Origin of the sequence: Corynebacterium uberis (assembly GCF_020616335.1) — a bacterium.
Taxonomy (GTDB): domain Bacteria; phylum Actinomycetota; class Actinomycetes; order Mycobacteriales; family Mycobacteriaceae; genus Corynebacterium; species Corynebacterium uberis.
Window position 1 is genome coordinate 2,218,280 of the sequence record NZ_CP085051.1, and the last position, 18,528, is coordinate 2,236,807.

The window sequence follows — 18,528 nt, forward strand, 5'->3', positions numbered from 1 at the left end:
CACAAAAATTACCGCGGCGCGGGATCGAGTCCTTGCGATCGCCGCGCCCCACGCATCACTCCTTGTGCCGCCGATCCAGCCGGACGACCAGGATCCACGTGAAAAAGGCGGTAAACAGGGTAAAGATGACGGTGTCCCACACAGAATCTCCCCGAGCCAGACACCACAGGGATAGAACCACTCCCACGGCAGGAAACAGGATGTTTTCCGCAGATTTCACCTCACACCTCCTGGTTGTCGCCTGTTCCGTCCGCGCGCCGCACGGTTGTGGCAAGGGTAGCGCAGCCACCCGCTAGACTGCTTTGTCAGTCATTATGGCCCCCGCAATCGTTTGGAGTAGGTCCCGCCATGCACACCGTCACCGTCGCCGACGTCCCCCAGGGCGTTCAGCTTATCGACGTCCGCGAGCCGGACGAGTACGCCACCGCCCACGCCGCGGGGGCTATCAACATTCCGATGAGCCAGTTTGTCACCCAGCTCGCCCAGGTAGACACGTCTCGGCCGGTGTACCTCATCTGCCAGGCTGGTGGGCGTTCGGCGCATTGCGCCGAGTACTTAGAACAGGCCGTGCCGCAGGCGAGCGTGTACAACGTTTCGGGCGGCACCCAGGCCTGGTTGGCTGCGGGTCTTCCCACCGAGTAGACCGGCCAGATGTCCATGCCTGCTTTTGCCTTGCCTGCGCTGAGCGCTACTCAACGCCACCGCCTTGCCTCTGCCACCGCGGTGGTGGCCTGGTATTGCACCCGCGTGCTGCTCGTCCTTTTTGCCCTTCGCCACCCCACTACCCGCACGGATGTGTTCTATTTTTACGGCGGGGTGCGCAGGGAGCAGGCTGGGCAGGCCGATGCGATGCGCGAGTACCCAGATCTGACCGTGTGGATTCCCCGGCTGCTCCACCACCTGGTGGGCGATAACAAGGATCAGTTCGTCGTCGCTTTTGCCGTGGCCATCCTGACCCTGGATGCGATCTTGTGTTGGATGTTGGCCCGCCGCAGGGCGTGGGTGGCGTTGGGCTTTTGGCTAGCGTTTAGCCTGGTGCTTGGCCCGTTGTTTATCCGCCGCCTGGATTTGCTTCCGGGGTTGCTGGTGGCGGTGGCCGCGCTGTGGGTGGGTTCGGCAAGCCCGGCGGCAAGCGCCCTGGTGGGCTTGGCGGCGTGTGCCAAGTTGTGGCCGGTCGCCCTGGTGGCTGGTCTGGTGGGCCACTGGCGTGCGGGGGGCACGTGGCTGCGCTTGGCGTGGGCGGGGCTGGCCATCGTGGCGGTCAGCACCATTACGGCCATGACTCGCGGGTGGGCGCGGGTGGTCTCCCCGCTGGTGTATCAGCAGGAGCGCGGCTTGCATGTGGAAGCCGTTCCCGCAACGCCGCTGTTGTGGTTCCATGCGAAGGATCCGCAGCGGTGGCCGATCGATTTTGCGGAGTCGAAGTGCTTTGAGATTTTTGGCCCCCACGTCTCCACCCTGCTGGCGGTGTCCACGTGGGCGTCCGTGGCGGTGGCTGCCGGCGTGCTGGTAGTGGTGGGCGTGCGTTTTGTGCGCACTGGCGGCCGGGACCCCTTGGTCACTCGGGTGCTGTGGCTGACCACGGTGTTGGGCATCATGGTGACCGCCAAGGTGCTCTCCCCGCAGTACATGCTGTGGCTGGGCCCGCTGGTGGCTGCGGTGGTCGCGTGTGACCTCAAGACCCGCACCGCCGCGGGCCAGGTGGTGTGGCGCTGGCAGCCGGCGGTCATTGCGGTGTGCGTGTTGGGGGCGGCTTATGCCACCACGCAGATCTTCCCGCTGCACTACGCGGGCATGGTGTCTAATTCGCATCGCGATGACATCGCCTACGTCATCGCCGCGTGCCGCAACGGATTGTTGCTTGTTGCCTTTGGGGTGTCAGTGGCGTGGCTGGTCAGCGCGTTTCGCGCGGAGACCCGCCGGGCGCTGGCGGCGTCCCACGGCGGGCCCAAGGAGTAGTGGTGGTCACCCATAGTTCGCAGCTTCCATGCTGGGCTAGGTAGCATTGAGCCATGTCGTCGAAGAAGGCTCCGGTTTCGGCTCCCGCTATTCCGCCCGCGTTGTTGCAGTCGCCGTCGTTCCAGTTGGAGCGGCTGCGTCGGCGCACCCGCGATGAGGTGGAGTCGCGGCTGGCGGAGCATTCGACGTCCCTGCGCGAGTATTGGGTGCTTACCTGCCTGGATGACGGGGATGCCACCAGCCAGACTGCCTTGTCGGCGACCCTGATGATCGATACCTCCGATATGGTCCGCCTGGTGGATTCGCTGGAGAAGCACGGCTGGGCGGCCCGGGAGCGGGATCCGAAGGATCGACGCCGCCAGATTGTGGCGATTACTAAGAAGGGCCACAAGGCGCGTGCGGACTTAGAAAAGCTGGTTACCCGCGGCGAGGATGAGGCCCTGGACGAGTCCACGTCTAAACAACTCAAGCACCTGCGCAAGCTGGCTAAGGCGATCATTGCCACGGAAGATGACTAGGCAGGCTGTCCTGATACGATGTGCGGCGTGCTAGCCCCACGCCTGAAGTCTTCCGCCGTGCGCGCGCGCCTACCTTTTCCAGAGTCTTGCGCCCTGGCGTGGGTAGCCACCCGCGTCCTCATCGCGTTGTTTGCCGCGCGCATCGGTCCTGGTGATATCCCCTATTACTTCCGCTCGGTGCACTCCCCCGATCCGGGCCGCGTGCCCCTGGAGGAGTACCCGTACCTTTTGGCCGCCCCACTGGGTGTGCTGGAGCATCTTGTCGGCGGGGATCAGACGCGCTTCATCGTCGCGTTCGGGCTGCTGCTGTTGTCGTGCGATGCCGCGCTGACCTGGTACCTGGTGCGCGCCCGCGCGCGCTGGGCGCTGGCCTTTTGGCTGGCGTGCGGGGTGGTGCTTTCCCCCATCGTGCTCACCCGGCTGGACCTGGTGCCGGGCATGATGGTGGCCGCCGCTGCGGCGGCATTGGGAACCTCGGACCGCGTGGCCGGGGCGCTGACTGGCCTGGCCACCGCCATCAAGCTGGGCCCGGTGGTGCTGGTTGCAGGGCTGGTGGGCCACTGGCGTGATGCGCGCACGTGGGTGCGCGTGGGCTGGGCTGCAGGCACCATGGCGCTAGCCGGGCTGCTCACCCTGGTGGCCGCGGGCCCGACGCGCCTGCTCTCACCTGTGGGCTATCAGTTCCACCGCGGCCTCGAGGTAGAAGCACTGGCTGCGATCCCGTTGTATTGGCTGCGCTTGGGTGACCCGCAGCGCTGGCCGGTGCGCTTCGCGGCGTCGAAAAGCTATGAGATCTTCGGTCCTGGGGTGGCGGGCCTGCTCACGGTGACCACGGTGGCTATCGCGTGCGCGGGCATAGCGATCCTGGGCTTGGTGGCTTGGCGGGCGCTGGATCACCGCGCGCCGACGAGCCCGCCCGCCTCGCGTGCGGCGTGGCTGACCATGCTCATCGCAGTGCTGGTGACGTCCAAGGTGCTCTCCCCGCAGTATCTGCTGTGGGTCTGCCCGCTGGTGGCGGTCATGCTCGCGCTGGATGTGCGCCCGGTGGGCACGCCGCGGCGGTGGGTACTGCCCGCCATCGGGGTGGGGCTGCTCATCGCGGCCGCGGCGACCACCGTGGTCTACCCTGTGCGCATCTCCGGGTTTGTCTCCAACACCGCGCCGGACGCGCTGGCCTACCTGTGCGCCACCGTCCGCGGCGTGGTGCTGCTGGGCATCGGCGTGCTCGCGGCGGTGGAGATGTGCACCCCGCGCCCGGTGCCTCACAATGAGCCCAAGCCCAAGCCCGAGCCCAAGCCCGAGCCGATTTTCCCCGTCTACCGGGAGGTGAGCTATGTCCCAGTTGCGTCGCGGACTCGATAGCCCGCTGGGCAGCGCCGTCGGCTGGTGGGTCACGCGCATGGCCCTGCTGCTCTTCGCCGCCCACCAGCGCGGCCCCGCCCCAGAGGTGAAGTACTACTACAAGGGCGTCACCGGGCAGGGCTCCGCGCTGCGCGAATACCCCGACCTTGGGGTGGTGCCGCTGCGGGTACTCCACCTGCTCACCGGCGACGATCGCGTCCACTTCACCGTCGCCTTCGCCGCACTGATTCTGCTTTGCGACGCCGCTCTCACCTGGTACCTCGCCCGCCGCCACGCATGGTGGGCAGTATGGTTCTGGCTGCTGTCCGGCCTGGCACTCGCGCCCATCTATACCCGCCGCCTCGACCTCATGGCAGGCCTGCTGGTGGCGTGGGCCGCCGCACTGCTGTCCCGCCGCGGCCCCGCCAGCGCAATCCTGACCGCGTGCGCCACCGCCGTGAAACTCTGGCCCGCCGCCCTGCTCGCCGGCCTGGTAGGCCACTGGCGCGCCAGCGGCACATGGATGCGCCTAGGCTGGGCGGGACTGACCCTGGTGGCCACCGTTGCGCTGACCACGGTGACCCAGGGGTGGGACCGGGTGACCTCACCCCTGGACTACCAGGTGGACCGCGGCCTCCAAACGGAATCGGTGGCGGCCACGCCGTTCTTGTGGGCGCACTGGGCGGCGCCGCAGCGCTGGAAGATTGATTACGCGGCGTCGAAAAGCTTTGAAGTCTTCGGCCCGCATGTCTCCGTCGGGCTGGCAGCCACCACGGTGCTCAGCATTGCCGTGGCCGCGGTGATTCTGGGAGTGGCGCTGCGCGCCTTCCTGCGCACCGGGGCGCTGACCCCCACCGCCACCCGCGCCCTGTGGCTGGTCTCCATCGCCGGGATCCTGGTCTCCTCCAAAGTGTTTTCCCCCCAATACCTCATGTGGGTCACCCCGCTGCTGGCGGTAATGCTGGCTCTCGACGGCCGGCCACGCAGCCTCATCGGCGGCGCCTGCGCAGTGACGCTGGCCGCCTGCGTGCTCACCACCGCCGTCTACCCGCTGACGTTTAACGGGTTTATCTCCTCGACCAACCCGTCCGCTGTGTCCTACCTGTATGCCACGGGCCGCAACCTGCTCATCGTGGCGCTGCTGGTCATCGCCGGGATGTGGCTGTGGCGCACGCTGCGCCGCCCGCAGGACGCCGCGGAAAGCTAGCGGGGGCTGGCGGTTTCTGGCGAGGAGGCTAGCGGTCTCTGGCGAGGCCTAGCGGGGGCTAGTCGCCGATCTGATCGCGCCCGCGCATGACAATCCGCGGATCCGGCTCGGCGACCAGCTCATGATCCTTGTCCGTGTACTCAAACTTGGACAGCACATACCGCATGGCGTTGATGCGGGCGCGCTTCTTGTCATTGGACTTGATGGTGATCCAGGGGGACTCATCCGTATCCGTGTAGCGGAACTGCTCCTCCTTGGCGCGGGTGTAGTCATCCCACTTATCCAGGCTGGCCAGGTCCATGGGCGACAGCTTCCACTGGCGCACCGGATCCACCTGGCGGATGGCAAAGCGGGTGCGCTGCTCCTTGCGCGTGACGGAGAACCAGAACTTGGTCAGCGAGATCCCGGAGCCCAGGATCATGTTTTCTAGCATGGGGACCTCGCGCAGGAACTCCGCATGCTGGGATTCCGTGCAAAAGCCCATGACGCGCTCTACGCCGGAGCGGTTGTACCAGGAGCGGTCAAAAAAGACGATCTCCCCGGCGCACGGGAAGTGCTGAATATAGCGCTGGAAATACCAGGACGTGGATTCGCGGGGACTGGGTTTTTCTAGCGCCACGGTGCGCGCCCCGCGGGGGTTGAGGTGCTCATTGAAGCGCTTGATGGTGCCGCCCTTACCGGCGGCGTCGCGGCCCTCGAAGAGAATGATGTGGCGCTGGCCGGTTTCCTTGGTCCAGTTTTGCCACTTGAGCAGCTCGATCTGGAGGGCGCGCTTGATGTGGTCATATTCCTCGCGGGTCAGGCGAGCTTCATAGGGGTAGTTTTCGCGCCACGTTTCTACGGGCGTGCCGTCGGGTCGGATGAGTGCGGGATCGTCCTCATCGGAGTCATCGACGACGTAGCCTTCAGTCTTGGCCAGGTCGATGGTGGGCAGATCGTCGTCGTGATTGGCAGCCATGAGCTTATTTTACCCACACTGGCGCCATTGTCCGCGCAAGAAAAAACACCGCCCCCACACCTGGTGTGCGGGGGCGGTGCTCACAGGGCGCCCGCAAGGGCGCTTCATGGGTGCGCGCGGAGCCGAACTGCGCCGGGGCAACGGGCGCAGCGCGGGCGCCGCGGGGCGCGGCGGAGGCTTAGAACCCGCCCATGCCACCCATGGCGTCAGCGGCGGCGGCGTCTGCGCCAGCACCGGCGGGCTGCGGCTTGTCAGCCACCACGGCCTCGGTGGTCAGGAACAGCGCGGCGATGGACGCGGCGTTCTGCAGCGCGGAGCGAGTCACCTTGACCGGGTCATTGATGCCGGCTTCCATGAGGTTGATGTACTCGCCCGTGGCAGCGTTGAGGCCTTCGCCCTCGGCCAGGCCGGCGACCTTGTCGGCCACCACGCCCGGCTCCAGGCCGGCGTTGGCAGCGATCTGCTTGAGCGGGGCGGACAGGGCCTCCCGCACGATCTTGACACCGGTGGCCTCGTCGCCGTCCAGGTCCAGGTCCCCGTCGAGGACGTGGGCGGCCTGGAGCAGGGACACACCACCGCCGGCGACGATGCCCTCCTCGACCGCGGCCTTGGCGTTGCGCACGGCGTCTTCGATGCGGTGCTTGCGCTCCTTGAGCTCCACCTCGGTGGCGGCGCCAACCTTGAGCACGGCCACACCGCCGGCGAGCTTGGCCAGGCGCTCCTGGAGCTTCTCGCGGTCGTAGTCGGAGTCGGAGTTCTCAATCTCGGCGCGGATCTGCTTGACGCGGCCGTCGATCTGCTCCTGAGTGCCGGCACCCTGGACGATGGTGGTGTCGTCCTTGGTCACCACGACCTTGCGGGCGGTGCCCAGAAGCGGCAGGTCGGCGTTCTCCAGGGACAGGCCCACCTCTTCGGAGATGACCTGGCCGCCGGTGAGGATGGCCATGTCCTGCAGCTGGGCCTTGCGGCGATCGCCGAAGCCGGGGGCCTTGACGGCCACGGACTTGAAGGTGCCGCGGATCTTGTTGACCACCAGGGTAGACAGGGCCTCGCCCTCCACGTCCTCGGCGATGATGAGCAGCGGCTTGCCGGACTGCATGACCTTCTCCAGCAGCGGCAGCAGGTCCTTGATGGTGGAGATCTTGGAGGACACCAGCAGGATGTAGGGGTCCTCGAGCACGGCCTCCTGGCGCTCCATGTCGGTGGCGAAGTAGCCGGAGATGTAGCCCTTATCAAAGCGCATGCCCTCGGTGACCTCAAGGTCCACGCCGAAGGTGTTGGACTCCTCGACGGTGATCACGGAGTCCTTGTTCACCGAGCCGTTGCCCACGGCGTACATGGCCTTAGCAATCTGCTTGCCAATCTCCGGGTCGGCGGCGGAAATGCCGGCGGTGGCGGCGATCTCTTCCTCGGTCTCTACCTCCTTGGCAGAGCCGAGCAGCTTCTCGGTGACGGCGTCCACGGCCTTTTCAATGCCGCGCTTAATGCCCATGGGGTTAGAGCCGGCGGCTACGTTGCGCAGGCCTTCCTTGACCAGGGCCTGGGCGAGCACGGTGGCGGTGGTGGTGCCGTCGCCGGCGACGTCGTCAGTCTTCTTGGCTACTTCCTTGACCAGCTCGGCGCCGATCTTCTCATAGGGGTCCTCCAGCTCGATCTCGCGAGCGATGGACACGCCATCATTGGTGATGGTCGGCGCGCCCCAGGACTTCTCCAGGACAACGTTGCGGCCCTTGGGCCCCAAGGTGACCTTGACGGCGTCGGCCAGGGTGTTCAGGCCCTTTTCCAGGCCGCGGCGAGCTTCCTCATCAAAGGCAATGATCTTTGCCATGTGGTTTCGTACTCCTTAAAAACAGCTTTTGTTGGGACGACACTCACGTCGCTTGATCGGCCAGCAGGCGCCCGCGACGGTTACGGCCGGTTGAGTGCGATCCGGCCCACCCGCTTTGTTGGCACTCATCGGTGTGAAGTGCTAGCCACCGTTCTAGCAGTCGCAGCCTCCGAGTGCAAGGTCTGCGCCCGCCCGCGCGACGGCGCTACGGTAGTACCCATGAGTTACGCCACCGTCGAAGACCACGTCCGCGCCGAGCGCGACACCATCTTCCAGCAGCTAAAGCAGATCGTCTCCTACAACTCCGTCCACGGCGAACCCGAGCTTGCTAGCGACGCCGCCGGCGCCTGCTCCTGGGTCGCCGAGCACTTCGAAGAGCTGGGCTTTAGCGTGGAGCGCATCGCTACTGCCGACGGCTCCACCGCGGTCGTCGGCAAGCGTGAGCCCGCACCGGGACGCCCCACGGTGCTGCTGTACTCGCATTACGACGTCGTCCCCGCCGGCAACCCCGCAACCTGGACCACTGACCCCTTCACGCTCACCGAACGCGACGGCCGCTGGTACGGCCGCGGCGCCGCCGACTGCAAGGGCAACCTGGTCATGCACCTGGCCGCCCTGCGCGCCGTCGAAGCCGCAGGCGGCAGCGACATCGGCATCACCGTAGTCGTGGAAGGCTCCGAGGAGCGCGGCGGCGAAGGCCTAGACGCGCTCATTGAATCGCGCCCCGAACTATTCAAAGCCGACGCCATCATGATCGCCGACACCGGCAACGCCGCGGTAGGAACCCCCACATTAACGACGTCCCTGCGCGGCGGCGCCCAGCTCACCGTCACCGTCTCCACCCTGGAAACCGCCATCCACTCCGGCAACTTCGGCGGCGCCGCCCCCGACGCCGCCTTCGCCCTCGTGCGCACGCTGGACTCCCTGCGCGACCAGCAAGGCCGCACCGTCATCGAAGGGGTAGACACCTCCGCACGCTGGGACGGCGAACCCTACACCCCCGAAGCCTTCCGCGCCGACGCCGGCGTCCTCGACGGCGTCAACCTCATGGGCACCGAAGCCGACTCCCCCGCCGACTTCGTCTGGGCCCGCCCCGCCGTGACCATCACCGGCTGGACCTCCACCCCCGTTGCCGAAGCCGTCAACGCCGTGCCCCCGCGCGCCCAAGCCAAAATCAACCTGCGCGTCCCCGCCGGCATGGACGCCCAAGACACCGCCGACAAACTGGCCAACCACCTGCGCAACCACGCCCCCTGGGGCGCACACATCGACGTGGAGATCGACGACGTCAACCAAGGCTTTGCCACCGACGTAACCAAGCCCGCACTCACCCTGCTGCGCAGCTGCCTGGCCCAGGCCTACGGCACCGAAGAATCCGCCACCATCGGCTCCGGCGGATCCATCCCCCTGACCACCGCGCTGCAAAACGCCTTCCCCGACGCCGAAATCGCCCTCTACGGCGTGGAAGAACCCACCACCACCATCCACTCGGCAGACGAATCGGTGGACCCCACCGAGATCGAGCGCATCGCCATCGCCGAAGCACTGTTCCTGCTGCAGTACGGGAAGTAGGGGGCTCGTTCGGGGGGTCGGGGGTCGGGGGGCTCGGGGCGTGTCACCCCACACACGCATTGGGTACTTTTGGCCATTGTCGCGCACCTGCCGCTAAGCCTATCCTCGGGTGGACACTACAACGTCTCCTGTACACCAATAGCTGTGCAGCACCGGCGCCTCCGGCTCACAGAAAGGACGCGACCATGAGCCCCACGCCCGTGAAGTCGGCGATACACGCACACAACCTCGCCGTCCGGCTGAGCACCAACACCGCGCCGCTCTTTTCCGACCTCACCCTCGACGTCGCCGCAGGCGAAAGCATATCCATCGTTGGCACCAGTGGAGAGGGGAAAACCACCCTCCTCCACACCCTTGCCGGGCTCATCCGCCCAGAAAGCGGCTCCGTACACATCACCGGGCGCGATATATACGCCCTGAGCCCCAAAGAACAAAGCCTTTTCCGGCTGACCTCCGTTGGTTACGTATTCCAGTTTGCCGAACTCATCCCCGAATTGACATTGCTGGAAAACGTCATGGTGCCCAATTACCTCGCTGGGGCCACGCGCCGGGACGCCAAAGCCGCTGCGCTAAAACACCTAGCGGCCGTAGGCATTGACGCCGAAACAGCATCGCGCACACCCGACCACGTCTCTGGCGGACAAGCACAACGCGCTGGCATCGCGCGGGCACTAATTAACCAGCCGCCCGTAGTTCTCGCCGACGAACCAACCGGGTCCCTTGATGCCGCAACATCGCAGGACGTCCTGGCTGTTCTATTGAAGGCCGTAGCAGACACGCAGGCCACCTTGGTGCTCGTCACTCACGACGCCGCGGTCGCCCACGCAACGGATCGCAGTGTTCGCCTAGAGGGAGGGCGGCTCCACGAATGCTAAAGTCACCGCACACCCGGGCGCTCGGACTCGGCGCCCTCATCAGCTTCCGGTCCCACTCGCTCCCCCGCCTCGGAGCAATTGTTGCCACCGCGATAGCGGTTATGTTTCTTGCCTTTGCGTGCGTGTTACCCCAGGCCATCACGCAGCGTACCGATCACGCCAATGCCCGCATTCCCCATCAACAGTACGTCAATGACATGCTCCAGGAACCGTGGATCTTGTCCACAATGGACCTCAAACTCATTGGCGACAAAAAACTCACAGTCTTTTACACTGCGGACGGGCAAATTTCCACCGAGGACGTAGCGCCTCCCCCTGGAATCCCGAGCTTGCCGCCAAATAATAGCTACTACGCCTCACCCAAGCTCCAAGCATTAATTGATGCCGGATCGGTGACCATTCCTGGAAGCAGCTTGGGGACGATTCACGATAGCGGGCTGCAATACCCCGATGAGCTAGTTGCCTGGGTGGGGTCCACGCGCGAGGCGCTGGAACGTGAAAATATCGCCTACTCTGGGTCTTTCGGAGGGCCCTTGCGGAAGGTTCAGAGTTTTGGCGTGCCGGACGCGGAGAAGCATGAGTCCATTGGGATGAATAGCTTTGCACTATCCCCACCAGTTCAGATACTCCTCTTTGTGTGTGCCATTGTATCTGCAATACCCTGCATTCTCGCCGCTCAAACCGCGTGCACATTGATTGCCCGCCAGCGCGTAGAAATGCTGAGCAAGTTCACGCTCATCGGACTTTCCCAAAAAACCATCAGACTGCTCTCCACTGGGGAAACGCTCTACATCCAGGTGCTCGGCTGGGTCCTGGGGCTCACCGCAGCTTGGGGCCTTGAACCGCTCGCCCGGACACTCACTCCCAGCGAGGCACAGTGGTTTACAAGCGAGACGCACATTCTCAATCCGCTCATTATGGTTTGTGCGTTAGTTATCATTTCCGCCGGCTGCCTGGCAGCACTGAAACCGCCGCGTAAGGCTCGACGCCGCGGCCGCTTCTTGCCAGTCCTGTGCTTTGCCACGGGCATTGTCACCATGCTGCTGTGCGTCCACTTCAAAGTGGAGATGATTAATGCTGTTGAGGGAAGCCTGTTGTTCATCGGACTAGCAGGGTTGACACTCGTTGCATTGAGCCTTCGCGGCTGCATTATGTGGGTCACCGGGGCAGTCGCCTCAGCGATAAAGTCTTTTAGCCCTTCGATCCTTTTGGGAACAGCGCGCCTGCGCAAAGAACCAACAGCGGCGTCCCGCGGCCCCGCTGCAATTGGCCTTGCGGTTCTCGCGGTCAGTTTGAGCACCATGATTACCGGGCAGCTATTTTCCTATATCATCGCCCCAGTAAACCAAGCAGATAATGATCTGACAGTCGTCGAATCCACTCATGCAGAAGACGTCGCACGGAATGTTCCTGGAGGAGTGCTGGTTTCCCACAGGGAAGATGGCATCCAAATTAATTGTGAGCAAGTACGATCGCTCCTCCACAGGGATTGCGCCAACGGGGCCCGGGGAATATCCCGACACATCGCGTACAACAACGCGGGTCATCCGCTCAACTTGGCCGATACTCCTGAACCCATCCAACATCCCAACGTCGTTGCCTACCGCAACACCGACCTTGCCTCCCTCGACCCGATTTATCGCGCAGACCCCTTCGCCGTAGTGACCAACCGCGATGTCTCCATCGCCGCCTACCTCTACGCCAAGGGCTCCATCTTCACCCTCTACCGCACCGCCGGGTGGTGGACCGTGGCCACCTGTACATTGTTTGCCATCGTGGCGGCGGGGGCGTCGGCAAGCGGGCGCAAGCGCCTAACCGCGGCCCTGGGAGTAGTTGGGGTCAACGCACGCACTCAGCGCCTGGCGTGGCTGATCTATGCCGCAGTGCCATTGCTCGTTGCCGTGGCGCTGGGCGCAGGGACGGCCTTCATCGCGGACTGGTGCTTTGTCACCCTGGTGGAAATCCCCGGCGCGCTGGGATGGGCGAGCGTGATAGAGCCCTTGATTGTCGGCGCCATCGTGGCGCTCGTGGCCGGAGGTGCCTATGCGGCGATCTCTATGACGGCCGCGCGGGAGAAGGTCACCGTGTCAGACCTGCGGCGGGTGTGATGCGTTTCGCGCGGTCACACGTCCCGCGGCTTAGTCTTCAAGGATCCGGAATTGGTATGCCCCCGTCAGCTTGTTTGTGATGGTGAGCTCGTAGGACTTCCCGCGGGCGGCGGCGCCGTCGATAAGCTGAATGATCTCCTGGTGGTTGAAGTAGTTCTGCGCTGCCACCAGGAAGGCGACAACGAGGAGCGGTACTACTACTGCTGCGCTGGCATTGAGCTTGGTTGCCCTTTCCATGAGATTTGTTTCTGCTCATGGAAACGGTGATTATCCGCGGACCCGAAACGCACAGCACCCTTGCTGGACGCGACGGTACCGACCCCGGCCCACCACCATCACTGATCCGTGCAGAGTGTGATACATGCGACACGCGGGGAAACGCCGCTTGATAGACTGGGCGCCATTGGTTGCCTCCAAGGCGCGCCTCTTCTACCGGGGGGATGGCGTCACGTGTGAGGAATCTCCATATACGACTGACCGCTCGAGTATAGGAAGAGCGAACACCACTTGTTGATACTGCTTGGCGCACTCGCCGTCGCGGCCATCCTTGCGCCGCCCGCGATACGCCTCCTGGGTAGGCCTGCCTTTGGTCTGCTCGCCCTGGTGCCCGCCGCGGGCTTCGCCTGGGTGCTCAGCCTGTTTATCTCCGGACCGCTGGGCCGCGGGGAGGCGATAGTTTCCCACCACGGCTGGCTGCCCATGCTGTCCCTGAACTTTGACCTGCGCCTCGATCCCCTGGCCGGGCTGTTTAGCCTGATCATCCTGGGTGTCGGCGCGCTGGTGCTGTTTTATTGTTGGGGCTATTTTGACTCCAACCCGCGGCGCTTGTCCGTCTTTGGCGCCCAGATGGTGTGCTTCGCGCTGGCCATGTTTGGCCTGGTGTGCTCGGACGCCATGCTCTTGATGTACATCTTCTGGGAGCTGACCTCCATCCTGTCCTTCCTGCTGGTGGGCTACTACGGGGAGCGGGCCTCTTCCCGGCGCGCCGCCGGGCAGGCGCTCATGGTGACCACGCTTGGTGGGCTGGCCATGCTGGTGGGCATCATCGTGTTGGGGCGCACCGCTGGGGTGTGGCACTTCTCCGAGCTGACGGCGCTGGCGCACAGCCACGACATTGCAGGCACGCCGTATATCACGGCGGCGATCGTGCTCATCCTGGCTGGCGCGCTGACCAAGTCCGCCATCGCGCCGGCGCACTTCTGGCTGCCAGGCGCCATGGCTGCCCCCACGCCGGTCTCGGCGTACCTGCACTCCGCGGCGATGGTCAAGGCCGGAATCTACCTGGTGGCCCGGCTGGCCCCGGACCTGCACCTGGCGGTGGCGTGGCACCTGGTGATCATCCCCATCGGTGTGTTCACCATGCTCATGTCGGGGTGGATTGCGCTGCGCCAGAAGGACCTGAAGCTGATTTTGGCCTATGGCACGGTCTCCCAGCTGGGCTTTATTATCTCCGTGGTGTCCGTGGGCTCGCGGGAGGCCATGCTGGCGGGCCTGGCGTTGACGTTCGCGCACTCGCTGTTTAAGGCGACGCTGTTTATGATCGTCGGCGCGATCGACCACACCACCGGTACCCGCAACGTGGCGGAGCTGTCCGGCCTGGGCAGGCGCCAGCCGGCCCTGTGCGCGCTGGCGTGCCTGGCCGCGGCCTCTATGGCCGGAGTGCCGCTGCTGTTGGGCTTTGTGGCCAAGGAGGCCGCCCTGGATGCCATCGTCCATGAGGAGCTGCTGGTGGGCATGCCGGGCAACATGTTCATCGTGGGCCTGGTGCTGGGATCCATCCTCACCATGGCGTATAGCTGCGTGTTCCTGCACGGGGCGTTTGCCACCAAGAACGGGGAGGTCTCCCCGGCGGTAAACACCATGGCCCACATCAACGCGGCCCTGTGGGTGCCCCCGGCTATTCTTACCGCCCTGACCATCGCGTTGGGGGTGGCACCTGGGCCGCTGAGCCGGGCTATTACCGCGCACCTGGATGCCACGTTTGGGCCGTCGACTGCGCACGCGCATGATTACCTGGCGGCCTGGCATGGCTTCGGGGTGCCGCTGGCGCTCTCTACGGTGATCCTCGTCGGCGGGGCGATTCTGTTCTGGCAGCGCAAGGTGCTGCGCATGGTCAGCCTGGAGCTTCCGGCGTTGGGTAGCGCGGATGCTGCCTATGATGCGGTGCTGGTGTTCCTGCGCAACCTGTCGCTGCGCTTGACGGCCTCCACCCAGCGCGGCTCCCTGATTATCAACCTGGGTGTCATCTTTGTGGTGCTCACGGTGCTGCCCATGGTGGTGCTCATCGCCGGGCAGCGCAATGACGTGCGCATGGAGCTGTGGACCACCCCGTGGCAGGCGCTGATCTGCGTGATCATTGTCATCATGGCCGTTGGGGCGACCCGCACGAATAATCGCCTGTCCGGGGTGATCATGGTGGGGGTCACCGGCTACGGGCTGGGCATGATCTTCGCCCTGCATGGCGCCCCGGACCTCATGCTCACCCAGGTGCTGGTGGAGACCATCGTCATGGTGATCTTCATGCTGGTGTTGCGCAAGCTGCCCACGCAGACCGAGTGGACGGGCACGCCTCGGGGCAACCGGGCGCGCGCCTGGCTGGCCATCGCCGTGGGCGTGTCTGTGACTGTGGTGACGCTGTTTGCCATCAACGCGCGTACCCGCCCCACCATCGCGGAGCACATCCCGGACCTGGCCTATGACATTGGGCACGGGCGCAATGCCGTCAACGTTTTGTTGGTGGACCTGCGCGCGTGGGATACCTTGGGCGAGATCTCGGTGCTGGTCATCGCCGCCACGGGCGTGGCGTCGCTGATTTATGGCACCCGGTCCTTCGCCCGCGAGTCCCACCGGCCCACGCTCACCGCGCTGGGGCGGCGCTGGCTGTCCGCGGGGGCGGATACGGAAAAGGCACAGAACCGTTCCCTGATGGTCGACGTGGTCACCCGCATGACCTTCCCCACCATGATGGCCGTGAGCGCCTACTTCTTCTTTGCGGGCCACAACGCCCCGGGCGGCGGTTTTGCCGGCGGCCTGGTCGCCGCGCTGGCCATGGCGCTGCGCTACTTGGCGGGTGGGCGCCGGGAGCTGGAGGAGGCCTTCCCCATCGACGCCGGCCGCATCCTGGGCGTGGGCCTGCTCGCCTCCGCGTTAGGGGCGGTGTGGCCCATGTTCTTCGGACGGCCGCCGTTGACTTCGCAGGTGTGGGAGCTGGCGGTTCCGCTCATCGGAGAGGTGCACGTGCCCTCGGCATTGCTTTTCGACGCCGGCGTCTACCTCATCGTCATCGGGCTCACCCTCCACATCCTGGGCTCCCTGGGCGCGCAGATCGATTCCGACGAGGCGCTGCGACGCCAGCGGGCCCGGGATCGGGCCCGCTCCATGGCGCGGGCGGCGGGACGGCGGCGTCGAGAAGCGAAACTATCCCAGTCCCACACACAGCCCGGAAAGGAGGCCTAACGTGGTAGCCAATCTCTTCCTCCTCATCGCTTCCGGGGCGCTCATCGCCGCCGGCGTGTACCTGGTGCTCGACCGCGCGATGACCAAAATGATGCTCGGGCTGATGCTGCTGGGCAATGGCACCAACCTGCTCATCTTGCAGGCCGGCGGCCAGGCCGGATCCCCGCCCATCCTGGGGCGCGAGTCCTCCCTGTTCGGGGAGCGCATCGCCGACCCGCTGGCACAAGGCATGATCCTGACGGCCATTGTCATCTCCATGGCCATGACCGCGTTCATTCTCACCCTGGCCTACCGGCAGTACCGCTACCGCACCGCCGACGTCATCGAGGATGACACCGAGGATGCCGCGATCGCCGCCCGGCCCACCACCGCGGCCGCCGCGCCCGACCACGACGCCTCCGACGACCCCGAAACCGGCAGGATGACCTCCATCGGCGACACCTTCGGCCCCCAATCCTTCGAATCCCCCGTCAAGGGGGACGACGATGACTAACCTCGCCGATTCCCTCATCCCCGCGCTGCCCTACCTCATCCCGGTGCCCATCCTGGCGCCCGCCGTCGCAGCGGCCGCCTCGCGCATCAGCGCACGCAGCGTCAACCTGCAACGCCTCATCGCGTTCTTCACCCTGCTGGGCACCATCTGCACCTCCGCGCTCATGGTGGTCATCGTGGACACCCACGGGGCGCAGACCCTCCAGATCGGCGGCTGGGACGCGCCGATTGGCATCACCCTGGTGGCAGACCGGCTGTCCACCCTCATGCTGACGGTGTCCGGCCTCGTGCTCTTTGCCGTCATGTGGTACGCCATCGCCCAGGGTGTGCGCGACGGCGGTGATGAAGACCCCGTAGCCGTCTTCGTGCCCACCTACCTGCTGCTGTCCATGGGCGTGAACCTGTCCTTCCTGGCCGGCGACCTGTTCAACCTTTACGTCGGCTTCGAAGTCTTCCTGGTGGCGTCCTATATTCTGCTCACCCTCGGCGGGTCCGCCGCCCGGGTGCGCGCCGGAGTGGGCTACGTCATGGTCTCCATGATCTCCTCGGTGGTCTTCCTCATCGGCCTGGCGCTCGTCTACGCCGCCGTGGGCACCCTGAACATGGCGCACGTGGGCATCCGCATGCAAGAAATCCCCTCCGGCACCCGGGCCGCCATCTTCGCCGTGCTGCTCATCGCCTTTGGTATCAAAGCCGCCGTCTTCCCGCTTGATGCCTGGCTGCCGGACTCCTACCCCACCGCCCCCTCCCTGGTCACCGCCGTCTTCGCCGGCCTGTTGACCAAGGTGGGCGTCTACTCCATCATCCGCGTGCGCTCGGTGATCTTCTTCGACGGCTCACTCGATACCATGCTCATGTGGGTGGGGCTAGCAACCATGCTCGTGGGCATCCTCGGCGCCATGGCCCAAAACGACATCAAGCGTCTGCTGTCCTTCACGCTGGTCAGCCACATCGGCTACATGATCTTCGGCGTCGCCCTGGGCACCGCGCACGGGCTGGCCGGGGCGATCTTCTACGCCATGCACCACATCCTGGTGCAAACCACGCTGTTCCTGGTCGTGGGGCTCATCGAACGGCAAGCAGGAACCTCCTCGCTGCGCCGCCTGGGCTCCCTGGCCTACTACAGCCCCATCATTGCCGCCCTGTACTTCATCCCCGCCATTAACCTCGGCGGCATCCCGCCGCTGTCCGGGTTCATTGGCAAGGTCATGCTCCTGCAAGCCGGCGCCGAGGTCGGCGGCTTCCAGGCCTGGCTGCTCATTGGCGGGGCGGTGGCGACCTCGCTGCTGACCCTGTACGTGATGGTCATCGTCTGGTCCAAGGGCTTCTGGCGCGACCGCAAGGACGCCCCGGAAGGCAACCTGGCCACCGCCCGGCCCGCCCCACTGGTGGACATCACCGATGAGGTGGAAATCACCGAGCGTGACGACGTCGGCCGCCTGCCCTTTGGCATGCTCGGCTCCACCACCCTGCTGGTGGCTGCCTCCCTGGGGCTGACCGTGTTCGCCGGCCCGCTTGTGGCCGTGGCCGGACGCGCCGCCGACTCCGCCCAAAACGTGCAGGTCTACCGCTCCGCCGTGCTCGGCGATGACTTCTCCGAGCCCGGACGCACCTTAGACCCCCACATCCGCCTCGACCACGGGCGCGACGCCTACCGCGCCGAGGAGACGGAAACCGCCGCAGCACAGGAGGCAGCCACATCATGATGAACGGATTCCGGCACCGCTTCCGCCCCTTTACCATCGGCTGGATCGCCGCCCTGTGGTGCGCCCTCAACGGGGAGATCACCTGGGCCAACGTCATCGGCGGGCTGCTGGTGGGCACCGTCATCGTCGTGGCGCTGCCCCTGCCGCGCATCCCCACCGTGGGTGACAACATCCGGTGGGGCGCGCTCGTGGCCTTCCTGGGCCGCTGGGTTATCGACCTGTTCTCCGCCAGCTTCTCCGTGGCCTGGCTGGCGTTGCGCCGGCCCGCCCCACCCAACTCCGCCATCGTGCGCGCCCCCATGCGCGTGAGCAGCGAACTGGTACTGGCGTTTGCCACCGGGCTGTATAACCTCCAGCCAGGCGGCTCCGTCACGGACATCGACATTGCCAACCGCATGTGGACGGTCCACCTGCTCAACGCCCGCGACTCCGCCGCCGTGGACGCAGAAATAGCCAAGATCCGCGCCCTGGAGGCGGACCTGATCTCCATCTTCGAAAGGGGCTGACA

General features: G+C 65.5%; 16 protein-coding genes. 12 read left to right on the forward strand and 4 right to left on the reverse strand.

Translation table 11 applies throughout. The features are described from left to right. Nucleotides 1-55: 55 nt before the first annotated feature. Nucleotides 56-220, reverse strand: a complete 165-nt coding sequence (locus LH390_RS10135; protein WP_227281441.1) for a hypothetical protein — start codon at nucleotides 218-220, stop codon at nucleotides 56-58. Nucleotides 221-348: 128 nt separating this feature from the next. On the opposite strand from LH390_RS10135, the gene LH390_RS10140 reads away from it, so the two are divergent. Genes LH390_RS10140 through LH390_RS10160 form a run of 5 tightly spaced genes read left to right on the forward strand, consistent with a single transcriptional unit; the run spans nucleotide 349 to nucleotide 5,025 of the window. Further along, a complete protein-coding gene (locus tag LH390_RS10140; protein WP_227281440.1) occupies nucleotides 349-642 on the forward strand; it encodes a rhodanese-like domain-containing protein in 294 nt (97 codons plus the stop codon). Between the two features lie 9 nt (nucleotides 643-651). Continuing rightward, nucleotides 652-1,959, forward strand: a complete 1,308-nt coding sequence (locus LH390_RS10145; protein WP_227281439.1) for a hypothetical protein — start codon at nucleotides 652-654, stop codon at nucleotides 1,957-1,959. Between the two features lie 53 nt (nucleotides 1,960-2,012). Further along, nucleotides 2,013-2,477 carry a MarR family winged helix-turn-helix transcriptional regulator gene (locus LH390_RS10150; protein ID WP_227281438.1) on the forward strand — a complete coding sequence of 155 codons (465 nt, stop codon included), beginning with the start codon at nucleotides 2,013-2,015 and terminating at the stop codon, nucleotides 2,475-2,477. Nucleotides 2,478-2,504: 27 nt separating this feature from the next. After that, entirely contained in the window at nucleotides 2,505-3,839 is a 1,335-nt protein-coding gene (locus tag LH390_RS10155) for a glycosyltransferase family 87 protein (protein ID WP_227281437.1), read from the forward strand. After that, on the forward strand, nucleotides 3,811-5,025 hold the full coding sequence (locus LH390_RS10160; RefSeq protein WP_227281436.1) for a hypothetical protein: 1,215 nt from the start codon (nucleotides 3,811-3,813) through the stop codon (nucleotides 5,023-5,025). Before LH390_RS10155 ends, LH390_RS10160 begins: the two co-directional genes overlap by 29 nt. A gap of 58 nt (nucleotides 5,026-5,083) precedes the next feature. On the opposite strand, the gene ppk2 is transcribed toward LH390_RS10160, so the two are convergent. After that, the gene (gene ppk2 / locus LH390_RS10165; protein WP_227281435.1) at nucleotides 5,084-5,983 is read right to left on the reverse strand and encodes a polyphosphate kinase 2; all 900 of its coding nucleotides are present in this window, start codon (nucleotides 5,981-5,983) and stop codon (nucleotides 5,084-5,086) included. A gap of 178 nt (nucleotides 5,984-6,161) precedes the next feature. Continuing rightward, nucleotides 6,162-7,811 (reverse strand): chaperonin GroEL, encoded by a 1,650-nt coding sequence (gene groL, locus LH390_RS10170; RefSeq protein WP_227281434.1) that lies wholly within the window; start codon nucleotides 7,809-7,811, stop codon nucleotides 6,162-6,164. Nucleotides 7,812-8,030: 219 nt separating this feature from the next. Between groL and LH390_RS10175 the strand changes: the two genes are divergently transcribed. From LH390_RS10175 to LH390_RS10185, 3 genes are all read left to right on the forward strand, one after another. Further along, entirely contained in the window at nucleotides 8,031-9,383 is a 1,353-nt protein-coding gene (locus tag LH390_RS10175; protein ID WP_227281433.1) for a dipeptidase, read from the forward strand. A 185-nt stretch (nucleotides 9,384-9,568) separates the two neighbouring features. Beyond that, a complete protein-coding gene (locus tag LH390_RS10180; protein WP_227281432.1) occupies nucleotides 9,569-10,258 on the forward strand; it encodes an ABC transporter ATP-binding protein in 690 nt (229 codons plus the stop codon). A 101-nt stretch (nucleotides 10,259-10,359) separates the two neighbouring features. Further along, a complete protein-coding gene (locus LH390_RS10185; RefSeq protein ID WP_227281431.1) occupies nucleotides 10,360-12,366 on the forward strand; it encodes an ABC transporter permease family protein in 2,007 nt (668 codons plus the stop codon). Between the two features lie 30 nt (nucleotides 12,367-12,396). Here the strand turns inward: LH390_RS10185 and LH390_RS10190 are convergent, their stop codons facing one another. Continuing rightward, nucleotides 12,397-12,603: a hypothetical protein gene (locus LH390_RS10190; protein WP_227281430.1), complete on the reverse strand. Its 207-nt coding sequence runs from the start codon at nucleotides 12,601-12,603 to the stop codon at nucleotides 12,397-12,399. Between the two features lie 270 nt (nucleotides 12,604-12,873). Here LH390_RS10190 and LH390_RS10195 point away from each other — a divergent pair, with 270 nt between their 5' ends. The 4 genes from LH390_RS10195 to LH390_RS10210 are packed head-to-tail and all read left to right on the forward strand — an operon-like array spanning nucleotide 12,874 to nucleotide 18,526. After that, nucleotides 12,874-15,822 (forward strand): Na+/H+ antiporter subunit A, encoded by a 2,949-nt coding sequence (locus LH390_RS10195; RefSeq protein ID WP_227281429.1) that lies wholly within the window; start codon nucleotides 12,874-12,876, stop codon nucleotides 15,820-15,822. 1 nt (nucleotide 15,823) lies between these two features. Beyond that, nucleotides 15,824-16,315 carry a Na(+)/H(+) antiporter subunit C gene (locus LH390_RS10200; protein ID WP_227281428.1) on the forward strand — a complete coding sequence of 164 codons (492 nt, stop codon included), beginning with the start codon at nucleotides 15,824-15,826 and terminating at the stop codon, nucleotides 16,313-16,315. Then, nucleotides 16,308-18,020: a Na+/H+ antiporter subunit D gene (locus LH390_RS10205; RefSeq protein ID WP_227281427.1), complete on the forward strand. Its 1,713-nt coding sequence runs from the start codon at nucleotides 16,308-16,310 to the stop codon at nucleotides 18,018-18,020. The genes LH390_RS10200 and LH390_RS10205 overlap by 8 nt, the downstream gene beginning before the upstream one ends. Then, nucleotides 18,017-18,526, forward strand: a complete 510-nt coding sequence (locus tag LH390_RS10210; protein WP_227281426.1) for a Na+/H+ antiporter subunit E — start codon at nucleotides 18,017-18,019, stop codon at nucleotides 18,524-18,526. The genes LH390_RS10205 and LH390_RS10210 overlap by 4 nt, the downstream gene beginning before the upstream one ends. The last annotated feature ends 2 nt before the right edge of the window (nucleotides 18,527-18,528 follow it).